General features: G+C 67.6%; 16 protein-coding genes and 2 tRNA genes. 5 read left to right on the top strand and 13 right to left on the bottom strand.

Annotated elements, in window-relative coordinates; genetic code table 11:
- The first annotated feature begins 51 nt into the window (after positions 1-51).
- Together AC3ANU_RS19175 and AC3ANU_RS19170 are read left to right on the top strand one after the other, a co-directional pair.
- The gene (locus AC3ANU_RS19175) at positions 52-918 is read left to right on the top strand and encodes a winged helix-turn-helix domain-containing protein (RefSeq protein ID WP_018771233.1); all 867 of its coding nucleotides are present in this window, start codon (positions 52-54) and stop codon (positions 916-918) included.
- Between the two features lie 131 nt (positions 919-1049).
- The gene (locus tag AC3ANU_RS19170) at positions 1050-1577 is read left to right on the top strand and encodes a SixA phosphatase family protein (RefSeq protein ID WP_026266065.1); all 528 of its coding nucleotides are present in this window, start codon (positions 1050-1052) and stop codon (positions 1575-1577) included.
- Between the two features lie 15 nt (positions 1578-1592).
- Here AC3ANU_RS19170 and AC3ANU_RS19165 read toward each other — a convergent pair whose 3' ends face one another.
- Positions 1593-2531, bottom strand: a complete 939-nt coding sequence (locus AC3ANU_RS19165; RefSeq protein WP_134165870.1) for a LysR family transcriptional regulator — start codon at positions 2529-2531, stop codon at positions 1593-1595.
- Positions 2532-2603: 72 nt separating this feature from the next.
- Here AC3ANU_RS19165 and AC3ANU_RS19160 point away from each other — a divergent pair, with 72 nt between their 5' ends.
- On the top strand, positions 2604-3608 hold the full coding sequence (locus AC3ANU_RS19160; protein WP_144600272.1) for an EamA family transporter: 1005 nt from the start codon (positions 2604-2606) through the stop codon (positions 3606-3608).
- 493 nt (positions 3609-4101) lie between these two features.
- Here the strand turns inward: AC3ANU_RS19160 and AC3ANU_RS19155 are convergent, their stop codons facing one another.
- From AC3ANU_RS19155 to AC3ANU_RS19135, 5 genes are all read right to left on the bottom strand, one after another.
- A complete protein-coding gene (locus AC3ANU_RS19155) occupies positions 4102-4749 on the bottom strand; it encodes a TetR/AcrR family transcriptional regulator (RefSeq protein ID WP_018771229.1) in 648 nt (215 codons plus the stop codon).
- The gene (locus AC3ANU_RS19150; protein WP_144600273.1) at positions 4746-6782 is read right to left on the bottom strand and encodes a YhgE/Pip domain-containing protein; all 2037 of its coding nucleotides are present in this window, start codon (positions 6780-6782) and stop codon (positions 4746-4748) included. The genes AC3ANU_RS19155 and AC3ANU_RS19150 overlap by 4 nt, the downstream gene beginning before the upstream one ends.
- Complete coding sequence (locus AC3ANU_RS19145) at positions 6779-7480, bottom strand: ABC transporter ATP-binding protein (RefSeq protein WP_134165841.1); 702 nt, start codon at positions 7478-7480, stop codon at positions 6779-6781. The genes AC3ANU_RS19150 and AC3ANU_RS19145 overlap by 4 nt, the downstream gene beginning before the upstream one ends.
- A gap of 67 nt (positions 7481-7547) precedes the next feature.
- The gene (locus AC3ANU_RS19140; RefSeq protein ID WP_488315080.1) at positions 7548-9002 is read right to left on the bottom strand and encodes a dihydrolipoyl dehydrogenase family protein; all 1455 of its coding nucleotides are present in this window, start codon (positions 9000-9002) and stop codon (positions 7548-7550) included.
- 76 nt (positions 9003-9078) lie between these two features.
- Positions 9079-9155, bottom strand: a tRNA-Arg gene (locus tag AC3ANU_RS19135).
- 277 nt (positions 9156-9432) lie between these two features.
- On the opposite strand from AC3ANU_RS19135, the gene AC3ANU_RS19130 reads away from it, so the two are divergent.
- Positions 9433-11265, top strand: a complete 1833-nt coding sequence (locus tag AC3ANU_RS19130) for a phosphoenolpyruvate carboxykinase (GTP) (protein WP_018771225.1) — start codon at positions 9433-9435, stop codon at positions 11263-11265.
- A 75-nt stretch (positions 11266-11340) separates the two neighbouring features.
- Here the strand turns inward: AC3ANU_RS19130 and AC3ANU_RS19125 are convergent, their stop codons facing one another.
- The 4 genes from AC3ANU_RS19125 to AC3ANU_RS19110 form a co-directional block, all read right to left on the bottom strand.
- Positions 11341-12501, bottom strand: coding sequence for a globin domain-containing protein (locus AC3ANU_RS19125; protein ID WP_018771224.1), 1161 nt, complete (start codon positions 12499-12501; stop codon positions 11341-11343).
- A 138-nt stretch (positions 12502-12639) separates the two neighbouring features.
- Positions 12640-13089: an RrF2 family transcriptional regulator gene (locus tag AC3ANU_RS19120; RefSeq protein ID WP_018771223.1), complete on the bottom strand. Its 450-nt coding sequence runs from the start codon at positions 13087-13089 to the stop codon at positions 12640-12642.
- Positions 13090-13104: 15 nt separating this feature from the next.
- Positions 13105-13602, bottom strand: a complete 498-nt coding sequence (locus AC3ANU_RS19115; RefSeq protein WP_144600277.1) for a hypothetical protein — start codon at positions 13600-13602, stop codon at positions 13105-13107.
- A gap of 6 nt (positions 13603-13608) precedes the next feature.
- Entirely contained in the window at positions 13609-15027 is a 1419-nt protein-coding gene (locus AC3ANU_RS19110; protein ID WP_018771221.1) for a phosphomannomutase/phosphoglucomutase, read from the bottom strand.
- 140 nt (positions 15028-15167) lie between these two features.
- On the opposite strand from AC3ANU_RS19110, the gene AC3ANU_RS19105 reads away from it, so the two are divergent.
- The gene (locus AC3ANU_RS19105; protein WP_478222346.1) at positions 15168-17372 is read left to right on the top strand and encodes a RecQ family ATP-dependent DNA helicase; all 2205 of its coding nucleotides are present in this window, start codon (positions 15168-15170) and stop codon (positions 17370-17372) included.
- Here the strand turns inward: AC3ANU_RS19105 and AC3ANU_RS19100 are convergent.
- The 3 genes from AC3ANU_RS19100 to AC3ANU_RS19090 all read right to left on the bottom strand — a co-directional run bounded on the left by AC3ANU_RS19100 (position 17296) and on the right by AC3ANU_RS19090 (position 21504).
- Positions 17296-18777 (bottom strand): MFS transporter, encoded by a 1482-nt coding sequence (locus tag AC3ANU_RS19100; protein ID WP_478222345.1) that lies wholly within the window; start codon positions 18775-18777, stop codon positions 17296-17298. The genes AC3ANU_RS19105 and AC3ANU_RS19100 overlap by 77 nt on opposite strands.
- Positions 18778-18982: 205 nt before the next feature.
- A tRNA-Ser gene (locus AC3ANU_RS19095) sits at positions 18983-19071 on the bottom strand.
- Between the two features lie 189 nt (positions 19072-19260).
- A complete protein-coding gene (locus AC3ANU_RS19090) occupies positions 19261-21504 on the bottom strand; it encodes a prolyl oligopeptidase family serine peptidase (protein ID WP_488315079.1) in 2244 nt (747 codons plus the stop codon).
- Positions 21505-21561 lie beyond the last annotated feature (57 nt).

Below are 21561 nucleotides of genomic sequence, written 5' to 3'. Positions count from 1 at the left end.
GCCAGCATTCGAGCCGCGAAAACGGCCATTTCACATTGAGGTAAGCATTTCATGTCAGTTGCATCCGGATACGTCCACATCTCAGTCCGTAACGCCGCCAAGGCAGGCCAGCCCTCCGGCCTTCGTCCCGGTTTCGGCCCGCGCCCGGCACTCGCTCCCTCCACTCCCGGAAGCAGCTTCCCCGGCCAGGGTTTCGCCCCGCAGGGATACAACCCCAACTCATACGGGCAGCTCCGCGCCGTACATCCCGCAGACTCCGCGCCGGTGACCGCTCCCACCCCCGTCGTGGCCGGCGCCAACCAGGTCCGCCCTGTCGCCAACGAGAACGTCGCCCGCGGATTCGTCCTCTACATGGGCATCGACGAGGAGACCGCGGCAGCAGCCGGAACCTCCATCGCCAAGCTCGCGCAGGAAATCCGCGCATACGCCCAGTCGCTGGTCTCCGGCGCCGAAAGCTACGCCGCCGTCGCAGTAGCCCCGGCCGGCACCCCCGGTTCCGCTCTCGACGTCGTCCGTTCCACCTTCGGCGACCCCACCGTGAACTCCCGCCAGCGCTCGGAAACCCCGCGCCCTGCCCAGCCGCAGGAACCGCGCCCCTCCGGCGTGCTCATCGACCTCGCCCGCCGCGAAGTCCACCTCGACGGCGAATCCCTGAACCTGACGTTCAAGGAGTTCGAACTCCTCAACTACCTCGTCGAAAACGGAACCCGCACCGTGGGCCGTGACGAACTGCTCGAAGGTCTCTGGCGCAACGCCGAAGAGGTTCCCAACGAGCGCACCATCGACGTCCATATCCGCCGCCTCCGCTCCAAACTGGGCCGCCTCGCCAACACCGTCCGCACCGTCCGCGGCCAGGGCTACCGGTTCTACGAGCACCCGGAAGTTGTTGTCTGGGCCGCTCCGGAGTACTCGATCTAGTTCCTCTGTACGGGAGGCGCCCGCCCTCTGGGGGTCCTCGTGTCACTGTGGGCATGCTTTGGTGCGGTTCTCTGTTGCTGAGGCCTGTATTTGCGGGCGCCCTCTGCTTTTGCTGGGGCTAGGCTTGGGCCATGAGTTCGCACCATGTCCGACGCCTTGTGATCATGCGCCACGCCAAGGCCGACTGGCCCGGCGGGGTGGCCGACCATGAGCGGCCGCTCGAGGAGCGCGGGCACAGGGAGGCGCCGCTGGCCGGCCGCTGGCTGCTCAAGCACAACATCGTCCCGGACTTCATCCTGTGCTCCAGCGCGCTGCGCACGCGGCAGACCTGCACCTGGGTCTGCTCCGAACTCGGTGACAAAGCGCCGACGCCCAAGCTGGAAGACGGCCTGTATGCGGCTTCGGCCCTCCGGATGCTCACCGTGGTCAACCACGTGCCGGACACCGTGACCACCCTGATGGTGATCGCGCACCTGCCCGGCGTGCAGGACCTGGCCATGCACCTCGCCTCACGCGACTCCGACCACGACGCCTACATGGACGCCGCCACCCGCTTTCCCACCAATGCGCTTACGGTCCTGGAGACGGAGAAAACGTGGGCGGAACTCGATGGGCAGGATGCCCGGATCACCCGCTTCAAGGTGCCCCGGGCCCACTAGCCCCAGCCTCACCAGCTACCGGGCCCACTGGCTCCCAGCCTCACCGGCTCCTGGCCCATCCGCCGCGATGCCGCGCAGCAGCGCCGCGACGTGCCTGATGCCCGGACTGGCCGTCATGGTCCTGCGATGGACCAGCCCCACCTGCCGCGCCTGGACCGGATTGACCACTGGAATTGCGACGACGTCCGGAGGCAGCGCCGGGCGTCCCAGCCGGGGCACCAGGGCAACCGCCACGCCCTGCTCCACGAAAGCGATGTGCGTGGCAAAATCCGGATCGTAAACCCTGATGTCCGGAACCCGGCCCAGGTCGGCGAAGATCCGCAGGAGCGCTTCATTGCAGATCGCGCCGGCCGGCGTACTGATCCAGCGCTCGTCGACAAGCTGGGCAGGGTCAACTTCCGCCCTAAGCGCGAGTGGATGCCCGCGGTGGACCAGGACATCGGCCACGTCCTCGCACAGCCACTCCAGCGCCAGGTGCTCAGGGATCACCAGCGGCACGGAGTTCCAGTTGTGCACCAGGCCCAGGTCGGCTTCGCCGTTGGCTACCCTGGCCACGGCCTCGCGCGGGTCCTCCGCCAGGACGGAAATGTCGAGCGCCGCCCCCGACTGCCCAACCTGGGCCAGCAGAGGCCCCACCAGTCCGCGGCAGGCAGTGGAAAACGAAACGATGCGGAGGCTGCCGCTGGGCTTCGCCGGGTCTGCCAGCAGCGTGGACTCCAACTCCTCCAGCTCTGCCAGGATGCGCCGCCCATAAGCCGCCAGGGCCAGCCCCCGCTCGGTGAGCAGAACCCCGCGGCCGCGGCGTTCCAGGACAGCGAAGCCGCCCTCTTTCTCCAACTTCTTCACCTGCTGGGACACGGCGGACGGGCTGAATCCCATGGCTTCCGCCGCCGCAATAACCGTCCCATGCTGCTCGATTGCCGCAAGGGCGCGCAACGACCCGATGTCGATCATGAAGAAAACGTACACGATCCAGTGCTGAATTACGCGCTGGTGCTTCATTGATACCTCTGCCAGAGTGGGAGCGTGAGCCTGCGCGAATCCCTCCTTGCCGTCCTTGTAGCCCTGCTGTGGGGCCTGAATTTCGTGGCCATCGACATCGGGCTCCACGCCGGCGGCCGGAACTTTCCCCCGTTGCTGTTCGTCGCGCTGCGTTTCGTCCTGGTGGTTGTCCCCTGGATCTTCTTCGTCAGGAAGCCGGACGTGGGCTGGAAGGCCATTATCGGCGTCGGACTTTTCATGAGCGCCGGCCAGTTCGGCCTTCTGTACCTTGCCATGGCGCTTGGCATGCCGGCCGGTCTTGCCTCGCTGGTGCTTCAGGCACAGGTGCTCCTGACCGTCCTGCTCGCCGCCGGGTTCCTGCATGAGCGGCCCAGCGCACGCCAGCTGGCGGGTGTCGGGCTGGGGGTAGCAGGACTCGCCCTGGTGGCCGTGGGACGAAGCGCCGTGGCACCGCTCCTGCCGCTGGTCATCGTCCTGGCGGCGGCACTGTCCTGGGCAGCCGGAAACGTCATTGCCCGGAAGGCCAGGGCTGCCTCCGGCCTGGGGCTGGTTGTCTGGTCCGGAGCTGTGGTGCCACTGCCGCTGGGGGCGTTGTCGCTGGTGGTTGACGGGCCGGGCGCCGTGTGGGACTCGCTGTCCAATCTCCAGGGGCCAACCATGCTCAGCGCCCTCTACACCGCTGTTTTCGCCTCACTGGTGGGCTACGGAATCTGGAACCGGCTCCTGGCCAGCCACCCGTCGTCGGCTGTTGTTCCGTTCACCTTGCTGGTCCCCGTGGTGGGCATGAGTGCTGCATGGCTGGTGCTCGGGGAGGTGCCGTCGCCAACGGAGCTGGCGGGCGGGCTGCTCCTCCTGGGCGGGGTGGCGACGGCGGTGCTCACCGGTGCAGGCAGGCGGCGTCAGCGCCGGGAAGCGGAGCCGCTCCCGGACCTGGGTGCCGGCCTGGCTGAGGGGGAGGCGGACGACGACGGGCGCCTGGCTGCGGTCGAAGAGCCGCCGGACGGTCTACGGGTGACGGAGGCCCGCTGAGGGGCGGAGGCCTGGTTGCCGGAGCGCGCGGAAGGACGCGTTGCCTGGGGACTTCCGCGCCTGGCGGAGGAAGGCCTGCGGGCCGGCATTGCCTGGCCCCTTCCCGGCCATAAGGCACCCAGGAAGAGGATCCCGAACGTTCCGGCAAGGGCGCAGGCGGCACCCACGAAGTAGTTGTCGGGGTCGTCCGTGGGGAGTGGGGTGCCCAGGAATGAGGACTGGCCGCTGAACGCCAGCTCCCACGTGCTGACGAACGCCAGGGAGAAGCCGAGTGCCAGGGCGGTCCCGGCGCCCGCGGCCAGCAGGGCAAACCGCCGCCGCCTGACCAGGATCTCGGCAAGCGCGCCGAGGTAGGCCAGCCCCAGGACGCCCAGGAAAGCCAGGAAGACCGGTTCGGCCAGTGTCATCGCCGTGAGTACCAGCAGCCCCGCAGCGACGACGCCGCAGATGACCGCGAACTTTCCGCTCTTCCCCGTATGGCGCATGTGCTCCATCATCCCCGAGGAGCCGGCTCCTTGAGGACGTAGCCGCGCATGATGGCCATGATTGCTGCAACACTTTGGTCACGGGTGCGCTCGGGGTTGTAGGTCTGCCGGTCCAGGCCCACCACGAAGCAGGCCCCAAAGATGGCCGTCTCCAGGCTGCCCCGGGACACCGATTCGTCCACGGGATAGGCCTTGGCCACCCTCTCCACGGCCTGGCCAATGACCTCCAGGAGCTCGCGGCGCAGGACCGAGAAGGTGCCCTGCCATTCGCTGGGGATCCGCCAGTTCTCGCTGACCCACAGGCGGGCGAAGGAAGGGTACTCGGCCATGAAATCCATGGCCTGGCCGATCATCGCTTCCATGGCCAGCAAGGGGTCCCGGCCGGTGCCTTCGCTGTCCGCGGCCTCGAGCAGCTGCGCCTTGAGGATGTCCACACCGTGCCGCAGAAGCTGCGCGATCAGCTCCGATTTGCTGCCGAAGTTGTAGTAGACGGTGCCCTTGGAGACCCCGGCCGCCGCTGCGATCTCATCCACCGTGACACTGGCCGCGCCGCGCTCGCCGATCAGCTCCATGGAGGCATCGAACAGTTTCTGGCGGGTGGCGTTGGTGCGGGCGGGCCGGAGCCCTTTGCCCGCGGCCGTGGGTTCGGTGCTCATACCGCGATCTCCGGTTTCAGTGTCTTGAGCGTCCAGTATTTGTTCTTGCGTACTGCGAGGGTGGACATGGCCGCCCCCAGCAGGGTGTAGCCCAGCAGGCCCGCCAGCGTGGGGGCAATCATGGACAGGTCACCGCCGTAAATCAGGTGCCGCATCCCGGTCACCACGTAACCCATGGGCAGGACCTGATGCACCACGTGCAGCGGCTGCGGGGTGGTCTGCCACGGGAACGTGCCGCCGGATGACACCAGCTGCAGGACCAGCAGGATGAGCACCACCAGCTTGCCCGGCGAACCCAGCAGCGCCACCACACCCTGGATGAGCGCGCTGAACGCCATGGCAGCGGCGAGCATGAACAGCCACATCAGGACCGGGTGCGCCGGGTCCAGGCCCAGGGCCACGTCCACCACCAGGGTCAGCAGCGACGCCTGCACCACCGAGACCAGCAGGAAGGGAAGCCAGCCGCCCAACGCGACCTTCCACGACGGCGCGTTGGAGGCCAGTGCCCGCTGGGTGATGGGGCGCATGGCCTGGACCAGCATGAAGATCCCGATCCACAGGGCGAGCGTGAGGAAGAACGGCGCCAGCCCCGCACCGTACGATCCGGCCTTGGCCTGCGAGACGTTGCTGACCGCCACAGGATCGGCCATGACCTGGGACAGGTTGCTCTTCTGGGCATCGTCCGGGTTGGGGACCTGGCCGGCGCCCTTCCCGATCTCGTCGGCGAGAGTACCGGACCCCGTCGCGGCCTGGGCCGCTCCGTCGGACACCTGCGCTGCCCCCGCATCCACCTTCCGTGCTCCGTCCGCAAGGCCGGCGGCACCGTCGACGGCGGACTGCTCACCGGCTGCCAGCGCGGCAGCGCCCGTGTGCAGCTGGTCAGCCCCTGCCGAGGCCTGCGCGATCGCGTCCCTGAGGGCCGGCATCCCGGCTGCCAGCTGGGCTGCGCCGACACTGACCGCCTCGGAACCGCTGGCCAGCTGCTGGACCTGGGCCGCATCCGTCTGGATCCTGCTTTTGGCCGCTGCCACGGGGCTGGATGCCGCGGCGGCGTCGAAATCCGCCAGCACCTTGTCCGCCTGCTCCTGCGTCAGGACGCCCGAGGCGACGAGCCTGCTGTTGGACTCCACCACCCGGGAGCGCAGTCCCTGGTCCGCTGCCTCCAGCTGCGCCGCCACATCCTGGACCTTGGCGTTCAACTGGGCGTTCCCGGCAGCCACCTGGGCGGCGCCGGACGCGAGGGTCTGGGTATCGGTTGGCAGGGTGGCCGTCTTGTCCTTCAGGACTGACAGTCCGCTGCTGAGCTGCCCCGCGCCGTCGGTCAGCTGGTTGGCGCCGTCCCGCAGCTTCAGCTGGCCGGCGTACAACTGGTCCGCCCCGCTGCTCAGGGCCGAGGTCCCCTCGTGGAGGGTGACCGTTCCGTCCCTGAGCGTGGCCACGCCGTCTGCCAGCCGGGTGGCACCGTCCGCGGCCTGGACCATCTTGGAGTGGATGGTGCCGAACCCGGTGAGCAGCTGGTTGGCGGTCTCCTCACCCACCTCCTTGGCGACACTGGAGTGCACGGCAGTGGTCAGCTTGTCCACGATCGTGCTCAGGAGGTAGTTGTTGGCGTCGTTCGTGGTCACGTTCAACATGGCCTGGCTGGCCGAGTCGAAGCTGCCGGGCGATACCAGGTTGGCCGAAAAGTCCTTGGGGATCTTCAGTGCGAAGGCGTACTGCCCGCTGCTCACACCCGCGTCGGCCTCCGTGGAGCTGGCCACCGGCACCCAGTGGAAGACATTGCCTTCCACCAGGCTGTCCGCCACTTTTGTTCCGGCCTCAAGCCGGCTGCCGTCCGCCGTGGTTGCGCCCGCATCCTCCACCACCAGGGCTGCGTCCAGGTTGTTGAGGTGGCCGTACGGATCCCAGTTCGCGTAGAGGTACACCGCGCCGTAGAGGAGGGGGACCATGGTCAGCGCCAGAATGGTCAGCTTGGGGAGCAGGCCGCCGGTCATGCGCTTGAGTTCGGAGCGGGCCAGCCGCAGGACAGTCACTTGGCAACCTCTGTTTCGAGTGGGGTTTCCTGGTTTTCCGGGTCCGGCCCGGCTTCCGCGGCAGGGGCCGGCTCCGGGGCGGCGTTGCCGATGGCGGCGACGGGCCCGTCCCATGAGCCGGGGACGGCGCTGACGGCCGCAACGACGGCAAGCGGCCGCCCGCCGTCGTACGCCAGCTGCTGCAGGCGCGGCAGCCAGGTGAGCTCATCTGCACTGTGGCGGTCCGGGGAATCCACCACCAGCAGGTCCGTGCGGGGGTTGGCCAGGGCCAGCGCCGTGAGGAGTTCGAGCCGCCGGCGGGGCTCAAGCTGTTCCGTCCAGAGGCCCGCGATGTCCTCGAACCGGTTGACCTTGAGCCACGGGCCGCTGAGCAATGCCCCACGGTAGCGCCGGGGTATCAGAGCCAGGTCCTCGGTCACCAGGTCGCGGACGCTGAGGTGTTCTTCAGGTTCATTGACGCCGGGGGAGTCCACCAGGGCCGCTGCCAGGCGGAGCTGCTTGGTCCGGGGACTGTTGTCCCAGCCGACCTGGCCGCCCGAAGCCTTCATCCTCCCGCTGAGCAGGAGGGACAAAGCGGTGCGCTGGTCCTGGCGGTCACCGGTAACGAGCAGCAGTTCGCCGCGGCCCACGGCCAGCGAGGTTGGCGGAAGCAGCGGGTCCCGGCGTCCTTTGGCATGGAGCTGGAGTGCTGAGAGCAAGGCTTGCCTTTCGCAGGAATGGTCTGCATCAAGGCTAACCGAACTGACTGGTCAGTTCAAATAAGTGTCACAGGCCGTACTTCTCCAGCAGCCGGAGCCACACCTCACTGATGGTGGGGTAGGAGGGGACGGCATGCCACAGGCGGTCCAGCGGCACCTCGCCCACCACGGCGATCGTGGCCGCGTGCAGCAGTTCCGCCACGTCCGGGCCGGCGAACGTTGCGCCAAGGAGGACCCGTCGGTCTTCATCAACCACCAGTTGGGCCCAGCCTTCGTAGTTCTCCGAATGGAGCGACGATCCGGCCACCTGGATGGGCAGCTCCACCGAGGACGCGTTGTACCCGTCCTTCCTGGCCGCCTGCAGGGTGCGTCCCACGCTGGCCAGCTCGGGGTCCGTGAAGACGACGCTGGGCACGGCGTGCTGGTTGGCCGTCTGGGCGAAGCGGGTCCACTCGCCGGGCGTGCCCTTGAGCTCGCCCCTGGCCCGTGCAGCAATGGCGTCAGCGGTGGCCCGCGCCTCGTACTTGCCCTGGTGGGTGAAAAGGTTATGGCCGGCGGCGTCTCCCACCGCGTACAGCCAGGGTTCGTCACCGGGGGTTCCCTGGACCAGGCCGGAGGTGTCCGTGGTGAGCGAAAGGTGCCCGGAGCCGTCCGGCTCGAACCCGACGCTCTCCAGGCCCAGGCCTTCGAGGGCCGGATGCCGGCCCGTTGAGACCAGGACCTTCTCGGCCGTGACGTCGGTTCCGTCGCCCAGGCTGACGGTGAGGGTGCCGTCGCCGTTCTCGCTGACGCGCTTGGTGGCGGTGTTCAAGCGGAGTTCGACGCCGTCCGCGCGCAGTCCTGCCGCAACCAGTGCCGCGGCCTCCTCCGGAAAGTTGCCCAGCAGCCCGCTGCGCGCCACCAGGGTCACGCTGGAGCCCAGGCGGGCGAAGGCCTGGGCCAGTTCGGCGCCGGCCACGCCGCCGCCCAATACTGCCAGGCGCTCCGGAACCTCGGCCGCCGATGTGGCTTCACGGGTTCCCCAGACCTGTACATCCTGCAGACCGTCGATGGGCGGGGTGTTGGGGGTGGAGCCGGTGGCGAGTACTACGGCATGCCGCGCCCGCAGCAGGTGGCGGGTACCGTCCAGGCCTGCCACCTCCACCGCCCTGGGGGCGGTCAGCCATGCATGGCCGCGCACCAGGTCGATGCCGGTGTCCTCCACCCATGAGACCTGGCTGTCGTCCTGCCAGTTGGAGGTGAAATAGTTTCGGCGTTCCAGGACGGCCGCGGCATCGAGGGTACGGGTGACTGCTTCCTTGGCGCCCGGCGTCGTCTGTGCTCCGTGCAGCGCGGTGCCGGGCCGCAGGAGTGCCTTCGATGGCATGCAGGCCCAGTAGGAGCATTCGCCGCCCACCAGTTCCGCTTCCACGAGCACGGCGGTGAGCCCGCCCTCCACAACGCGGCCGGCCACGTTTTCCCCCACGGCGCCTGCGCCGATAACAACAACATCAAATTCGCGCTCAGCGGCGTCGGGCATCATGTGCAAAGCCTAGCCGGGGATCACGGGCCCGGCTGCACAAAAAAGGTCCGCACCGGCGAGCCGGTGCGGACCTTGTTGGTGCGCCCAAAGGGATTCGAACCCCTGACCTTCTGTTCCGTAGACAGACGCTCTATCCAGCTGAGCTATGGGCGCATTCCGTGTCCCGGGAGAAGAACCGCTCTCCCCGAACCTCGAATTACTTTACGCGAGCAGGGCCCGTAGTGCCAAATCGAACCGACTGTAATCTCCGCAACTAGACCGGTATAGGTGACCTTTGTCACTTAATCGGCTTTTTTGCGGGAATAATTCCTTGATTTTCCGCGGAATTCACATTTGGTGACCGGAGATGTCAGTCAAGCTCCCCAAAAACTCCACTGGTCCGGACCATAGCATTTAGCTCACACCGATGAACCCGAGGAAGGGAACTGCAATGGGCGATCTGGCGCAGAAGCCGCTGCTTGAGAAAGCACCCACCACACATGCCGGCCTGCTGGCATGGGTCGAAGAGGTTGCTGAGCTTACGCAGCCGGACCGCATTTACTGGGTTGACGGGTCCGAAGAGGAAAACACCCGCCTTACCGACGAGCTTGTTGCTGCCGGCACCCTGACCAGGCTCAACCAGGACCTCTTCCCGAACTCCTTCGCTGCGTTCTCCGATCCCGCTGACGTCGCCCGCGTCGAGGAACAGACCTTCATCTGCTCGGAAAACCGGCGTGACGCCGGCTTCACCAATAACTGGATGGAACCGCGGGAGATGAAGGAGAAGCTGCGCGGGCTGTTCGCCGGTTCCATGCGCGGCCGCACCATGTACGTCATCCCGTTCGTCATGGGCCACCTCGACGCAGAGGACCCCAAGTTCGGCGTGGAAATCACCGACAGTGCCTACGTTGTCGCTTCCATGCGCATCATGGCGAACATCGGCACCGAGGTCCTGGACAGGATCACGGCCACCAACGCCTTCTTCGTTCCGGCCCTGCACTCCCTCGGCGCACCGCTGGCCCCCGGCCAGGACGACGTGCCGTGGCCCTGCAACCCGGACAAATGGATTGTCCACTTCCCCGAAGAGCGCTCCATCTGGTCCTTTGGCTCCGGCTACGGCGGCAACGCCCTCCTTGGGAAGAAGTGCTACGCCCTGCGCATCGCCTCGGTCATGGCGCGTGACGAGGGCTGGCTGGCCGAGCACATGCTCATCCTCAAGCTCACCTCGCCGGAGAAGAAGTCGTACTACATGTCCGCGGCCTTCCCCTCGGCCTGCGGCAAGACCAACCTTGCCCTGCTCGACCCCACCATTGAAGGCTGGGAAGTCGAAACCCTTGGCGACGACATCACCTGGATGCGGATCGGCAAGGAAGGCGAGCTGCGCGCCACCAACCCGGAGGCCGGCCTCTTCGGCGTAGCCCCCGGCACCGGCTGGGGCACCAACCCGAACGCCATGCGCGCCATTGCCAAGGGCCACAGCATCTTCACCAACGTGGCATTGACCGACGACGGCGGCGTCTGGTGGGAGGGCATGACGGACGAGGTTCCGGCGCACCTGACCGACTGGCAGGGCAACTCCTGGACCCCAGATTCGGGCCGTCCCGCCGCCCACCCGAACTCCCGGTTCTGCACCCCCATCTCGCAGGTGGACATGCTTGCCGAGGAATACTACAGCCCGGAAGGCGTGGAGCTCTCGGCCATCCTGTTCGGCGGCCGCCGCAAGACCACCGTTCCCCTGGTCACCGAGGCACGCAGCTGGACCAACGGCATCTTCATGGGGTCCACCCTTTCCTCCGAAACCACGGCCGCAGCCGCCGGACAGGTCGGCGTGCTCCGCCGCGACCCGATGGCCATGCTGCCCTTCATCGGTTACGACGCCGGCGACTACCTGAAGCACTGGATCAGCGTCTCCGGGAAGGCCAACCCCGAACGCCTGCCGCACATCTTCCTGGTGAACTGGTTCCGCCGCACCGCCGACGGTGGATTTGCCTGGCCCGGCTTCGGCGACAACGCCCGCGTCCTGAAGTGGGCCATCGAGCGGATCGAAGGGAAGGCGGACGCCGTCGAAACACCCATCGGCTTCGTGCCCGCCGGCCATTCACTTGACCTCACCGGCCTTGACCTGACCCACGCCCACGTGGAGGACGCTGTCCGCGTGGACCGCGGGGAATGGGACGCCGAGCTGGCCTCCATCGAGGAGTGGTACGCCAAGTTCGGGGATTCACTCCCGGATGCCCTGCGTGCCGAGCTCGCTTCCCTCAAGGAACGCATGGCCAAGCACTAGTCACTGCTGAAGCCACGACGGCGGCCCCGCACCTTTTTCGAAAAGGTGCGGGGCCGCCGTCGTTGGATGGCTGTTTCAGCTGGCGAGCCAGATGTCCGGGCCGAAGACCTCGTAGTGGATCTTGGTGGCCGGGATGCCGGCGTTGATGGCCTCGTTGCGGATGTTCTTCATGAACGGCAGGGGGCCGCAGAGGTAGAGGGAGGCGTCCGCCGGAAGGTCCACTTCGCGCAGGGACATGAACCCTTCCCGGGCGCCCTCCACCGGCTTCTCCAGCCACAGCTGGAGTTCCGCGCCGTCCAGGCGCTCGACGTCGTCCGTCATCTGGCTGCGCAGGGCCCAGCTGTCCAGGGTGCTTTCGGCATGCAGCACCAGGACCTGCCGGTCGGAGCCTGATTCGGCGAGGGAGCGGAGGATGGAGGCGGTGGGCGTGCAGCCAATGCCGGCGGAGGCGAGGACCACGGGGCCGTCGCCCTCCTTGAGCGTGATCTCGCCGTAGGGGTTGGAGATCTCGACGACGTCGCCCACCTGGACGGTGTGGTGCAGGACGGGGGAGACCTCGCCGCCGTCGTCCAGCTTGGTGGTGAAGATGCGGCTGGTGCCTGCATCGCCGGAGAGGGAGTACTGGCGGACCTGGCGCAGCCCGTCCGGGAGGGCCACTTTGACGCTGATGTACTGGCCGGGCAGGGCGGGGGTGACGGGGGTGTCGTCGGCCGGCTCCAGGGTGAAGGTCATGGACCCGGTTCCTGCCGGTGCCTTGGCTGCCACCCGCCAGGGCGTCCACATTTTGTCGTTGGCCTGCGCGGCGTAGAGGCCCTTTTCGAGCTTGATCAGGGCGTCCGCCATCAGCCAGTACACCTCGGTCCAGGCTTCGGCGATTTCAGGAGTGATCACCTCGGCCAGGTCCTCGGCGATGGCGGCGAACAGGTGCTCGTAGACCACCTGGTACTGCGGCTCCGTGATGCCCAGGGAGGCGTGCCGGTGCGCGATGCGCGAAAGGACAGTTTCCGGCAGGGTGCCCGGGTTGTTCACCAGATGGGTGGCGAAGGCGGCGATGCTCCCGGCGAGGGCCTGCTGCTGGTTGCCGGAGCGCTGGTTGGAGCGGCTGAACAGGCCATCCATCAGTTCGGGGTGCGCCGCGAACAGGCGGGCGTAGAAGTTGGGGGTGATGGATCCGATCCGGGAACCGACCAGCGGCAGGGTGGCCTCAATGACGGGGCGGGACTTGTCCGAGAGCATCTGAACTCCTGAGGTAGTGGCCGGGGCCTTCGTCCGGCCGGAGGAAAACTCATATTTGAAATACGAGTATTTCTGCCTCAGTTCTACACCTTGTAGAAGTTTGAAATCAAACCGGGAGCCTGCGCTCGGATAGTCGGTTCAAAGCCCCGGGCGGAGGCCGATCATCTGGAAGACCGGAGCCATTTGCCGGGCCTGGGGGAGTTCCGCGATCACCACGGAGTCCAGCTCCGCATAGAAGGCTTCGCGGGCGCGGGCCAGTGCGCCGCGCAGTTTGCACTCGTTAATGAGCGGGCAGTTGCCGCCAGGCGCAACACAATCGGCAGGATCGGTGCGGGTATCAAGCTGCCGCAGGATCTGGCCCACGGAGGCGATCCGGCCCGCATGGCTGAGCCGGGAACCGCCGGACCGGCCCCGGACAACCTCAATCAGGCCCATGCTCCGCAGTTTGGCCATGGCCTTGCTGACATGGTTGTAGGGTGTGCCCACCGCGTCCGCGATGCTCTGGGTGGTGAGCAGCGTGCCGTCCGGAACGGCTGCGAGCACCATGAGTGCTCGCAGGCTGACGTCAGCGAAGGCATTGATCTTCATGGCTGCGGGTCCGGTCTAGTCCACCCAGATCGCAGGCTCGCTGGCGTCCGCGCCCAGTTCGCCGAACTCCCAGGACTGTGTGGTTGCGTTGGCGGAGTATGGCAGCACGGCCGCAAACAGGGATCCGTCGCGGTGTTCGGCGGCCACATGGATGGCGTCCGAATCCTCCTCCACCAGCAGGATGTCGCAGACCACCGCGGCGGCGCGGAAATCGTCCCGGTTCTGGCGGAGGAGGGCCTGAAGGTCGTGGATCATGGCATCCGCGTCGAAATCCCCGTCCGCGCCGTCGGCGGCATCAGCAGGCGAGACGGCCACCAGCCGCACCTCGCCGTCGTTCTGGACTGTCAGCGCGAAAGGCAGGAAACCGCCGTTGCGCTGGAGCTGCTCCTGGGCCGCGCTGACGCCCGTGCCCAGGAGGTTCTCCAGGTCAGTTGCCGTGGCCTCGGAGACGGAATCGCGCCAGCTTTCCTGCCCGCCGGTTCCGCCCGCTGCCTGCCCCGTGTGGTCAGCCATCCGCTGCTAGGCCCGCACCAGGGACAGGACGCGGTCGCGGATGCGTTCCATGGTGGCCCGGTCCGTTGCCTCGGCATTGAGCCGCAGGAACGGTTCGGTGTTGGAAGGGCGGAGGTTGAACCAGTAGCTGCCGTCGTTGGCCGTGAACGTGCTGCCATCCATGTTGTCCACGGTGAGGTCCTCGTCCGCGAAGGCCTGGCGCACCCGCTCCACCGCTGCGGGCTTGTCCTCCACCTCGGAGTTGATCTCGCCGGAGCTGACATACGGCTCGTATTCGCGGGCCAGCTCGGAGAGCGGGCCGTCCTGCTCGCCCAGGGCTGCCAGGACGTGCATGGCGGCCAGCATGCCGGTGTCAGCGTTCCAGAAGTCGCGGAAGTAGAAGTGGGCGGAGTGCTCGCCGCCGAATACTGCGCCTTCCTTTGCCATGACTGCCTTGATGAAGGAGTGGCCCACGCGCGTGCGGACGGCGCGGCCGCCGTCGTGCTCCACCAGTTCGGCGACGGCGCGGGAGGTCAGCAGGTTGTGGATGATGGCGGGCTTTTCCTCGCCCTGGGCCTTGGCGCGGGCGATCTCGCGGCGGGCCACCATGCCGGTGATGGCCGACGGCGAGACGGGCTCGCCCTTCTCGTCGATGACAAAGCAGCGGTCGGCGTCGCCGTCGAAGGCCAGGCCGATGTCCGCGCCGTGTTCGATGACAGCTGCCTGCAGGTCGCGGAGGTTTTCCGGCTCCAGGGGGTTGGCCGGGTGGTTGGGGAAGGAACCGTCCAGTTCGAAATACAGGGGAACGATGTCGAAAGGCAGCTTGGGCAGCAGCGCGTCACCCAGGACGGCCGGGGTGGTCAGGCCGGCCATGCCGTTGCCTGCATCCACCACCACCTTCAGGGGGCGGGACGCGGAGAGGTCAACGAGCTTGCGGAGGTACTCGGAGTAGTCCTTGAGCACGTCGCGGACACTGATGAGGCCGCGCGTGCCGCCTGCGGGGATTGACCCGGAGTTGAGGTACTGCTCCGCGAGGGCCTGGATCTCCTTGAGGCCGGTTTCGGAGGAGATGGGGACGGCGCCCGCCTTGGCCATCTTGATGCCGTTGTATTCGGCGGGGTTGTGGCTGGCGGTGAAGGTGGCCCCGGCGCGGTTGAGGAACCCGCAGGCAAAGTACAGCTCATCGGTGGAGATCAGGTCCAGGAGCTCCACATTGGCGCCGCGGGCTGCCGCTCCGTTGGCGAAGGCCTTGGTGAACTCGGGGGAGGAGGGGCGCATGTCCCCGCCCACCACGATGGTCTGGCCTTCGAGCTGCAGGACATCCACGAACGCAGCCCCCACGGCTTCGACGATTTCGGCGGTGATCGACTCGCCTACAATCCCACGGACGTCGTAGGCCTTGAAGGATGCCGAAAGGTCAAATGTCGTTGTCTGTTCGCTAGTCACGGGCTTTATCTTACGTGGGCAGCGCTTCCGGCCAATGTGGATTGGGGAGCTCTTTCGTAACAGGTCCGCTTTGCGGCCGGCTTTCCACATAGCAGCCCGCGGCTGTGCAGGGTGTCGGAGGGTGCTGGGATACTGAACCAATGGCCGATAACCAGTACACGTCCACAGTTTCCGCTACCGCCGTTGCAGACATGGCAGCTCCCGGCGCATCGGGCACCGCCACCCATGCCGAAGCGCTTGAGGTCCTGCGGGGCCTGGTGGGGCACCCGGACGCGGTCTTCCATGACGGGCAGTTTGAGGCCATTGAGGCACTGGTCGACGGCGGGCGGCGGGCTTTGGTGGTGCAGCGCACCGGCTGGGGCAAGTCGGCTGTGTACTTCGTGGCCTCCCTGCTGCTGCGGCGCCGGGGCGCCGGGCCCACCCTGATCGTCTCGCCGCTGCTTGCCCTGATGCGGGACCAGGTGGCCGCCGCCGCCCGGGCCGGGGTGCGTGCCGTTGCCATCAACTCCGCCAACCAGCTGGAGTGGGACACCGTGCGTGGCCAATTGGCCGCCGATGAGGTGGACGTCCTCCTCGTCTCGCCGGAGCGGCTGACCAATCCCGCGTTCCGCGAAACCCAGCTGCCCGAACTGCTCCGCCGGACCGGCCTGCTGGTCATCGATGAAGCCCACTGTATTTCCGACTGGGGGCACGACTTCCGCCCCGACTACCGCCGGATCGCGGACCTCATCACGCGGCTGCCGGATTCCGTCCCCGTCCTGGCGACCACCGCCACGGCCAACTCACGCGTGGTGCACGATATCGAAGAGCAGCTCGGTGAGGGAGTCCTGACCATCCGCGGCTCCCTGGGCCGTGACTCGCTGCGGCTTGGTGTCCTGTCGCTCCGTGACTCCAAGGAACGGCTGGGCTGGCTGCTGACCCACCTGGCCGATCTTCCGGGCAGCGGGATTATTTACACCCTTACCGTTTCCGCGGCCGAGGACACCGCCCGCCTGTTATCAGAAGCGGGGCACAACGTACTCGCCTACACCGGACGGACCGATCCCGCGGACCGTGAACGGGCCGAGCAGTTACTGAAGGACAACCAGGTCAAGGCGCTGGTGGCCACGTCCGCCCTGGGGATGGGCTTCGACAAGCCCGATCTTGGCTTCGTCGTCCACCTCGGTGCGCCGTCCTCGCCCGTCGCCTACTACCAGCAGGTGGGGCGTGCCGGACGTGGTGCCGCCAACGCGGACGTCCTGCTGCTCCCGGGCGCGGAGGACCGTGAGATCTGGCAGTACTTCGCCACCGCGTCCATGCCGTCCGAGGAGAAGGCCGGAGCCGTGCTGACGGCCTTGGCTGAAGCCGGAACCGCCCTGTCAACCGTGGCGCTGGAGGCCAGGGTGGACCTTCGCCGCACGCCGCTTGAGCTGTTGCTGAAGGTGTTGTCGGTGGACGGGGCGGTGGAACGGGTCGGCGGGGGATGGCGGTCCACCGGCCAGCCCTGGGTTTATGACGCGGAACGCTACGGCCGCATTGCCGAGGCACGGGTGGACGAGCAGGACTCCATGGTGATCTACCAGGACACCGCAGGATGCAGGATGGAATACATCACCTCGGTCCTGGATGACGAGACGGCCCGTCCCTGCGGGCGGTGCGACAACTGCGCCGGCCGGTGGTTCCCGGCAGACGTGGCAGCCGATGCCACGGCGGCGGCCGGCCAGACCCTGAGCAGGGCCGGCGGCGTCCTTGAACCGCGCCTTCAGTGGCCCAGCGGGATGGACCGGCTGGGAGTACCGGTGAAAGGAAAGCTCAAGCCGGCAGAGGGCCTTTCGGAGGGACGTGTCCTGGCCCGGCTGACCGACCTGGGGTGGGGCGGTGCCTTGCGGGAGCTGTTTGCCGCCGGCGCGGAGGACCGGCCGGTGGATCCCGGCATGCTCCAGGCCTGCGTGCAGGTCCTGCGCGAATGGGGAACCGGCGATGCCCGGAACCCGGGCTGGAGCGGCGCGGGCAGGCCGGCCGCCATCGTGGGTATGCCGTCCCGCAGCAAACCGCAGCTGGTGGGCTCGCTGGCCAGGGGGATTTCCGAGATCGGGCGCATTCCCTACCTTGGTGATCTGCAGCCGGCGCACGGCGGTCCCACCGGCGGACGCGGCGGAAACAGCGCTTACCGGCTGGCGGGCGTGTGGGACAGGCTGGTGGTGGGCCCGGAGCTCGAAGCCGCCCTGCAGTCCGTCCAGGGCCAGACGGTCATGCTGATTGATGACCTCGCCGACAGCCGGTGGACCCTTACCGTCGCGGGGCGCGCCCTTCGGCAGGCCGGGGCGGGAGCGGTGCTTCCCCTGGTTTTGGCCCAGGCCGGCTGACGGCTGCCCCCGCATGGCGGGGGAGCAGGATGCTGTCCGCGGTGCTGGCCAGCATCAGGACGGCCATTGCCACAAAAGCGCCGCGGAAGGGCCCGGCGGGGTCCTGCGGTCCGAGGGCCAGCCCGTCAAAGGTCCGGATAAGCAGGGCTGCCACCGCGATACCCGAGCCGGTGGCCAGCTGTACCAGGGTGGCCGACACCGTGTTGGCGGAGGTCAGCTGTGCCGGCGGGATGTCGGCGTACTGCACGGAGGCATAAGCCGAGAAACCGATGGAGCGGAAGGCCCCGCTGCACACCAGCAGCACAAACATCAACGCCTCAGGGGTCTGCGGTGTCAGCAGGGCACAGAGGGCGAAGGTGACGGCGGAGGCCAGCGAGGCGAACACCAGCATTGCCTTGAAACCGAACTTCCGGATCAGCGGGGTGGTGGCCGGTTTGATCCCGATATTCCCAATGAACACGGCCGCCACCAGCGCCCCGGCATGCAGGGGAGACCAGCCGAACCCGGTCTGGAACATCAGGGGCAGCAGGAACGGCACTGAACTGATGGTGACCCGGTAAATGAACCCGCCGGTGGCCATGGCCCGGAAGGTCCGGGTGCGGAAGACCTGCAGGTTGAACAGCGGATGGGGAGTCCTGCGCATCCAGAACACGGCCCCGGCCAGGGCGGCAACCCCGGCGGCGGCACTGATCCCGGCCCAGGGCAGTTCAGGATGGCTGCTGGCCAGTTCCAGACCGGCCACGAGTGCGCCCACCCCCACCGTGGTCAGGGCCATTCCGGGCCAGTCCAGCCGCCGGTGCGGATCTCCCGGAGCCGGGGGGACCAGGCGCAGGGCGGCGGCAAATGCGGCGGCACCAAGGGGAATGTTCACCAGGAAGATCCAATGCCAGGAAAGGTACGTGGTGAGCGCGCCGCCTACCAGCGGCGCGAGGACGGGTGCCAGGAGCCCGGGCCACACCAGGAAGGCGGTGGCACGCAGTAATTCGGATTTCGGCGTTCCGCGCAGGACCACCAGGGTTCCCACCGGCACCATCATGGCCCCGCCAACGCCCTGGGCGATGCGGCTCAGCGTCAGCGTGGCAAGGTCCTGGCTGAGGGCGCAGGCCAGGGAAGCGAGCGTGAAGATGGCGATGGCCGCGCAGAAGATCCGCCTGGCGCCGAACCGTTCCGCCAGCCAGCCGCTGATGGGAATGCCGACGGCTACCGTCAGCAGGTACGCGGTCATGGTGATGTTGACGTCGGCGGCGGGGATGGCGAAGTCCGACGAAATGCTGGGAATGGCCGTGGTCAGGACCGTGCCGTCCAGGAATTCCATGAAGAACGTTGCCGCCACCAGAAGCGCCAGGCGTGGATTCCATGCCGCCCGGCCCACATCCGGTTGGGTTGAGTTGCTGCGTGCCGCCATGCGCTAATCCTGCCACTGCGGCAAAGCCTGCGCGCCCAGCGTCCGGCTACCGGACAGCGTTTTCCGCGGACCGGGCCCACGCCCGGCGTATCAGAAGCTTGTTCGCGTTTCCGAACCTTCAAGGCGCTGATTCGCCAACGGGCTTAGGACTGGCCAAGGGCACCCTGAAACGCAAAAGGCCCCGGTCCAGGACCGGGGCCAAACGCGGAGACGGGGGGATTTGAACCCCCGGTCGAGTTTAACCCCGACCCTTCATTAGCAGTGAAGTCCATTCGGCCGCTCTGGCACGTCTCCAATTGCTATTCCTAGCCCACCAAGGATACGCAGATCCGGCCATGCAGTGCAAAACGGTCCCCGCCGCAGCCGCGGGCATGCCCGCCGCGGCCCCGGCGCCCTATGGCAATCGTTGCCCGGGGCGGACGATGCGGATTTCCGGGAGGCCGGAACCGGCCCTCCGGACAGCCAGCCAGGGGCCCACGCCGGTCAGCCTGCCAGCGCCTTCCACAGGAAGTGCTGGCTGCGGGCCTGCAGCGCGGCAGCCTGCCGGTTGTCCGAGGCGCCAGCATGGCCACCCTCCAGGGCTTCGTGGAACCAGACGTTGGGGATGCCCATGGCCAGCATCCGGGCTGCCATCTTCCGCGCCTGCACGGGGCCAACCCGGTCATCGGAGGTTGCCGTCCAGATAAAGGTCTCCGGGTACTCCACCGCGTCCTTGAGCAGGTGGTAGGGCGAGAAGGTCCTGATGTACTCCCACTGTTCGGGAACGTCCGGGTTCCCGTACTCGGCGATCCACGAATGCCCGGCGGAGAGCTTGGTGTAACGCCGCATGTCCAGCAGGGGCACTCCGCAGGAGACGGCCCTGAACAGTTCGGGGTACCGGGTGAGCATGTTGCCCACCAGGAGGCCGCCGTTGGAGCCGCCCACGCAGCCCAGGCGGCGGGGCGAGGTGACGCCGCGGGAGATGAGGTCCCGTGCCACGGCCGCGAAGTCCTCGTAGGCCCGGTGCCGGTTTTCCTTCAGTGCCGCCCGGTGCCAGGCGGGCCCGTACTCCCCGCCGCCCCGGATATTCGCCACCACGTACACTCCGCCGCGGGAGTGGGGCGCCTTCCCGCCGTCGCCGCCGGACAGCGTGGTCCGCCGCTCCAGCCATGCCCGGCCCACCGTGCCGCTGTAGGACGGCGTCCGCGAAACCTCAAACCCGCCGTAGCCGGACAGCTGGGTGGGGTTCTGCCCGTCCAAAGCCAGCCCCCGCGGAGCAATCTGGAAATACGGAACCCGGGTGCCGTCGTCGGACACGGCGAAGTGCTGCTCCACTTCATAGTCAGTGTCGGCAAAGAACGACGGCGAGGCCTTGATTGCCGCATGCCGGCCCACCACGCCGGACGTCCCGGCGCTGTGGTGCTCCAGGGTGCCGCGCATGAGCGTGGTGGGGGTGGTGAAACCCGTGGCGACGAGCCAGAAGTCGTCGCCGGCGCCGCCGTCGGCTGGTCCGTCGTCCTCGTCGTCCACGGCGTAGGCATTCACGTCATGCAGCGGTGGGCAGGCGTCAAGGAGGGTGGCCGCCCAGCCGCAGTCCGTGGTGCCGGCGGGCCTGGATGGATCCAGGACCCGGATTTCCGAGGAAACGTCCCTGAGCAGGTTCAGCAGCAGGAAGCTGCGGGTCCAGCTCCAGGACTGCAGCGATGTGTGGTCATCGGGGGTGAACAGCACGGTGAGCTGCCGGCTCCCGGCGAGGTAGTCCTCGAAGTTTGCGGCGAGCAGGGCGCCGGAGGGGTAGGTGGTTCCGTCGAGGACCCAGTCCTGTTGCGGGCGGAAGAGCAGCCATTCCCGGTGCGCGCTGACGTTGACGTCGGTGGGCACATCGATCGGCGTCCAGTCACCGTCCCGGAGCACAAAGTTGGTCCGGTTGAAGAAGTCGATGTAGTCAACAGCGAAGGTGCGCTCAAATCCGGGTGTGGAATCGTGCGCCGCGACGGCCATCATGTGGTCCTCCGGCACGTCGAAAAGGCGCGGGGCAGCGGCCAGGGAACCGCCGCGTTTGAGGGTCACCGCTGTGCGGGCGTAGGACGACGCGGTCTTGGGCAGGCCTTCCGCGGTGGAGGAAACCAGGAGTGTGTCGGCATCCAGCCACGACACGCTGCCCTTCGCCGTCGGCAGGTCGAACCCGCCCCGGGCGGGGTCAACGAAGCCGCGCGCCTCGACGTCGAACTCGCGGTAGCGGTTCGCGTCGCCGCCGTCGGGGGACAGGGCCAGCAGCGCCAGCCGGTAGGGGGCTCCGGCCGCGGGGCGCAGGAACGTGGCGCCGTGGAACACCCACTCTTCGCCCTCGGTCCGGGACAGCTCGTCCACGTCCAGCAGGACGTCCCAATCGGGGGAATCGGTGAGGTAGCTCTCCCAGGTGGTCCGCCGCCACAGGCCCTTGGGGTTCTGGCTGTCCTTCCAGAAGTTGTAGTACCACTCGCCCCGCTTGCCCACCATGGCGATCCGGTCCGTGGAGTCCAGGACCTCCAGGATGCTGGTCTCCAGTTCGGCGTACCCGGCGTCCTCCAGCAGGTCCTCGGTCCGGGAGTTCTGCTCCCTGACCCAGGCCAGCTGTTCCTCGCCGTAGATGTCCTCCAGCCACACATTCTCGTCGACGGGCACGGGCGCAGTTTCCTGGGATGCGGTGCCGGAGGTGTCCTGGCCAGGGCCGGGAGCGGAGGCTTGATCAGCTGCTGTGGTGGTCATGCGCCCCATCCAAACAACATCCCCCAAGGCTGGCAAGTCAAGCGTCCGGCACATCCT

This window comes from Arthrobacter sp. SDR-2R, from assembly GCF_057747955.1.
Note: the sequence above shows the minus strand (reverse complement) of the source record. Positions and strands in the feature narration are given on the sequence as shown.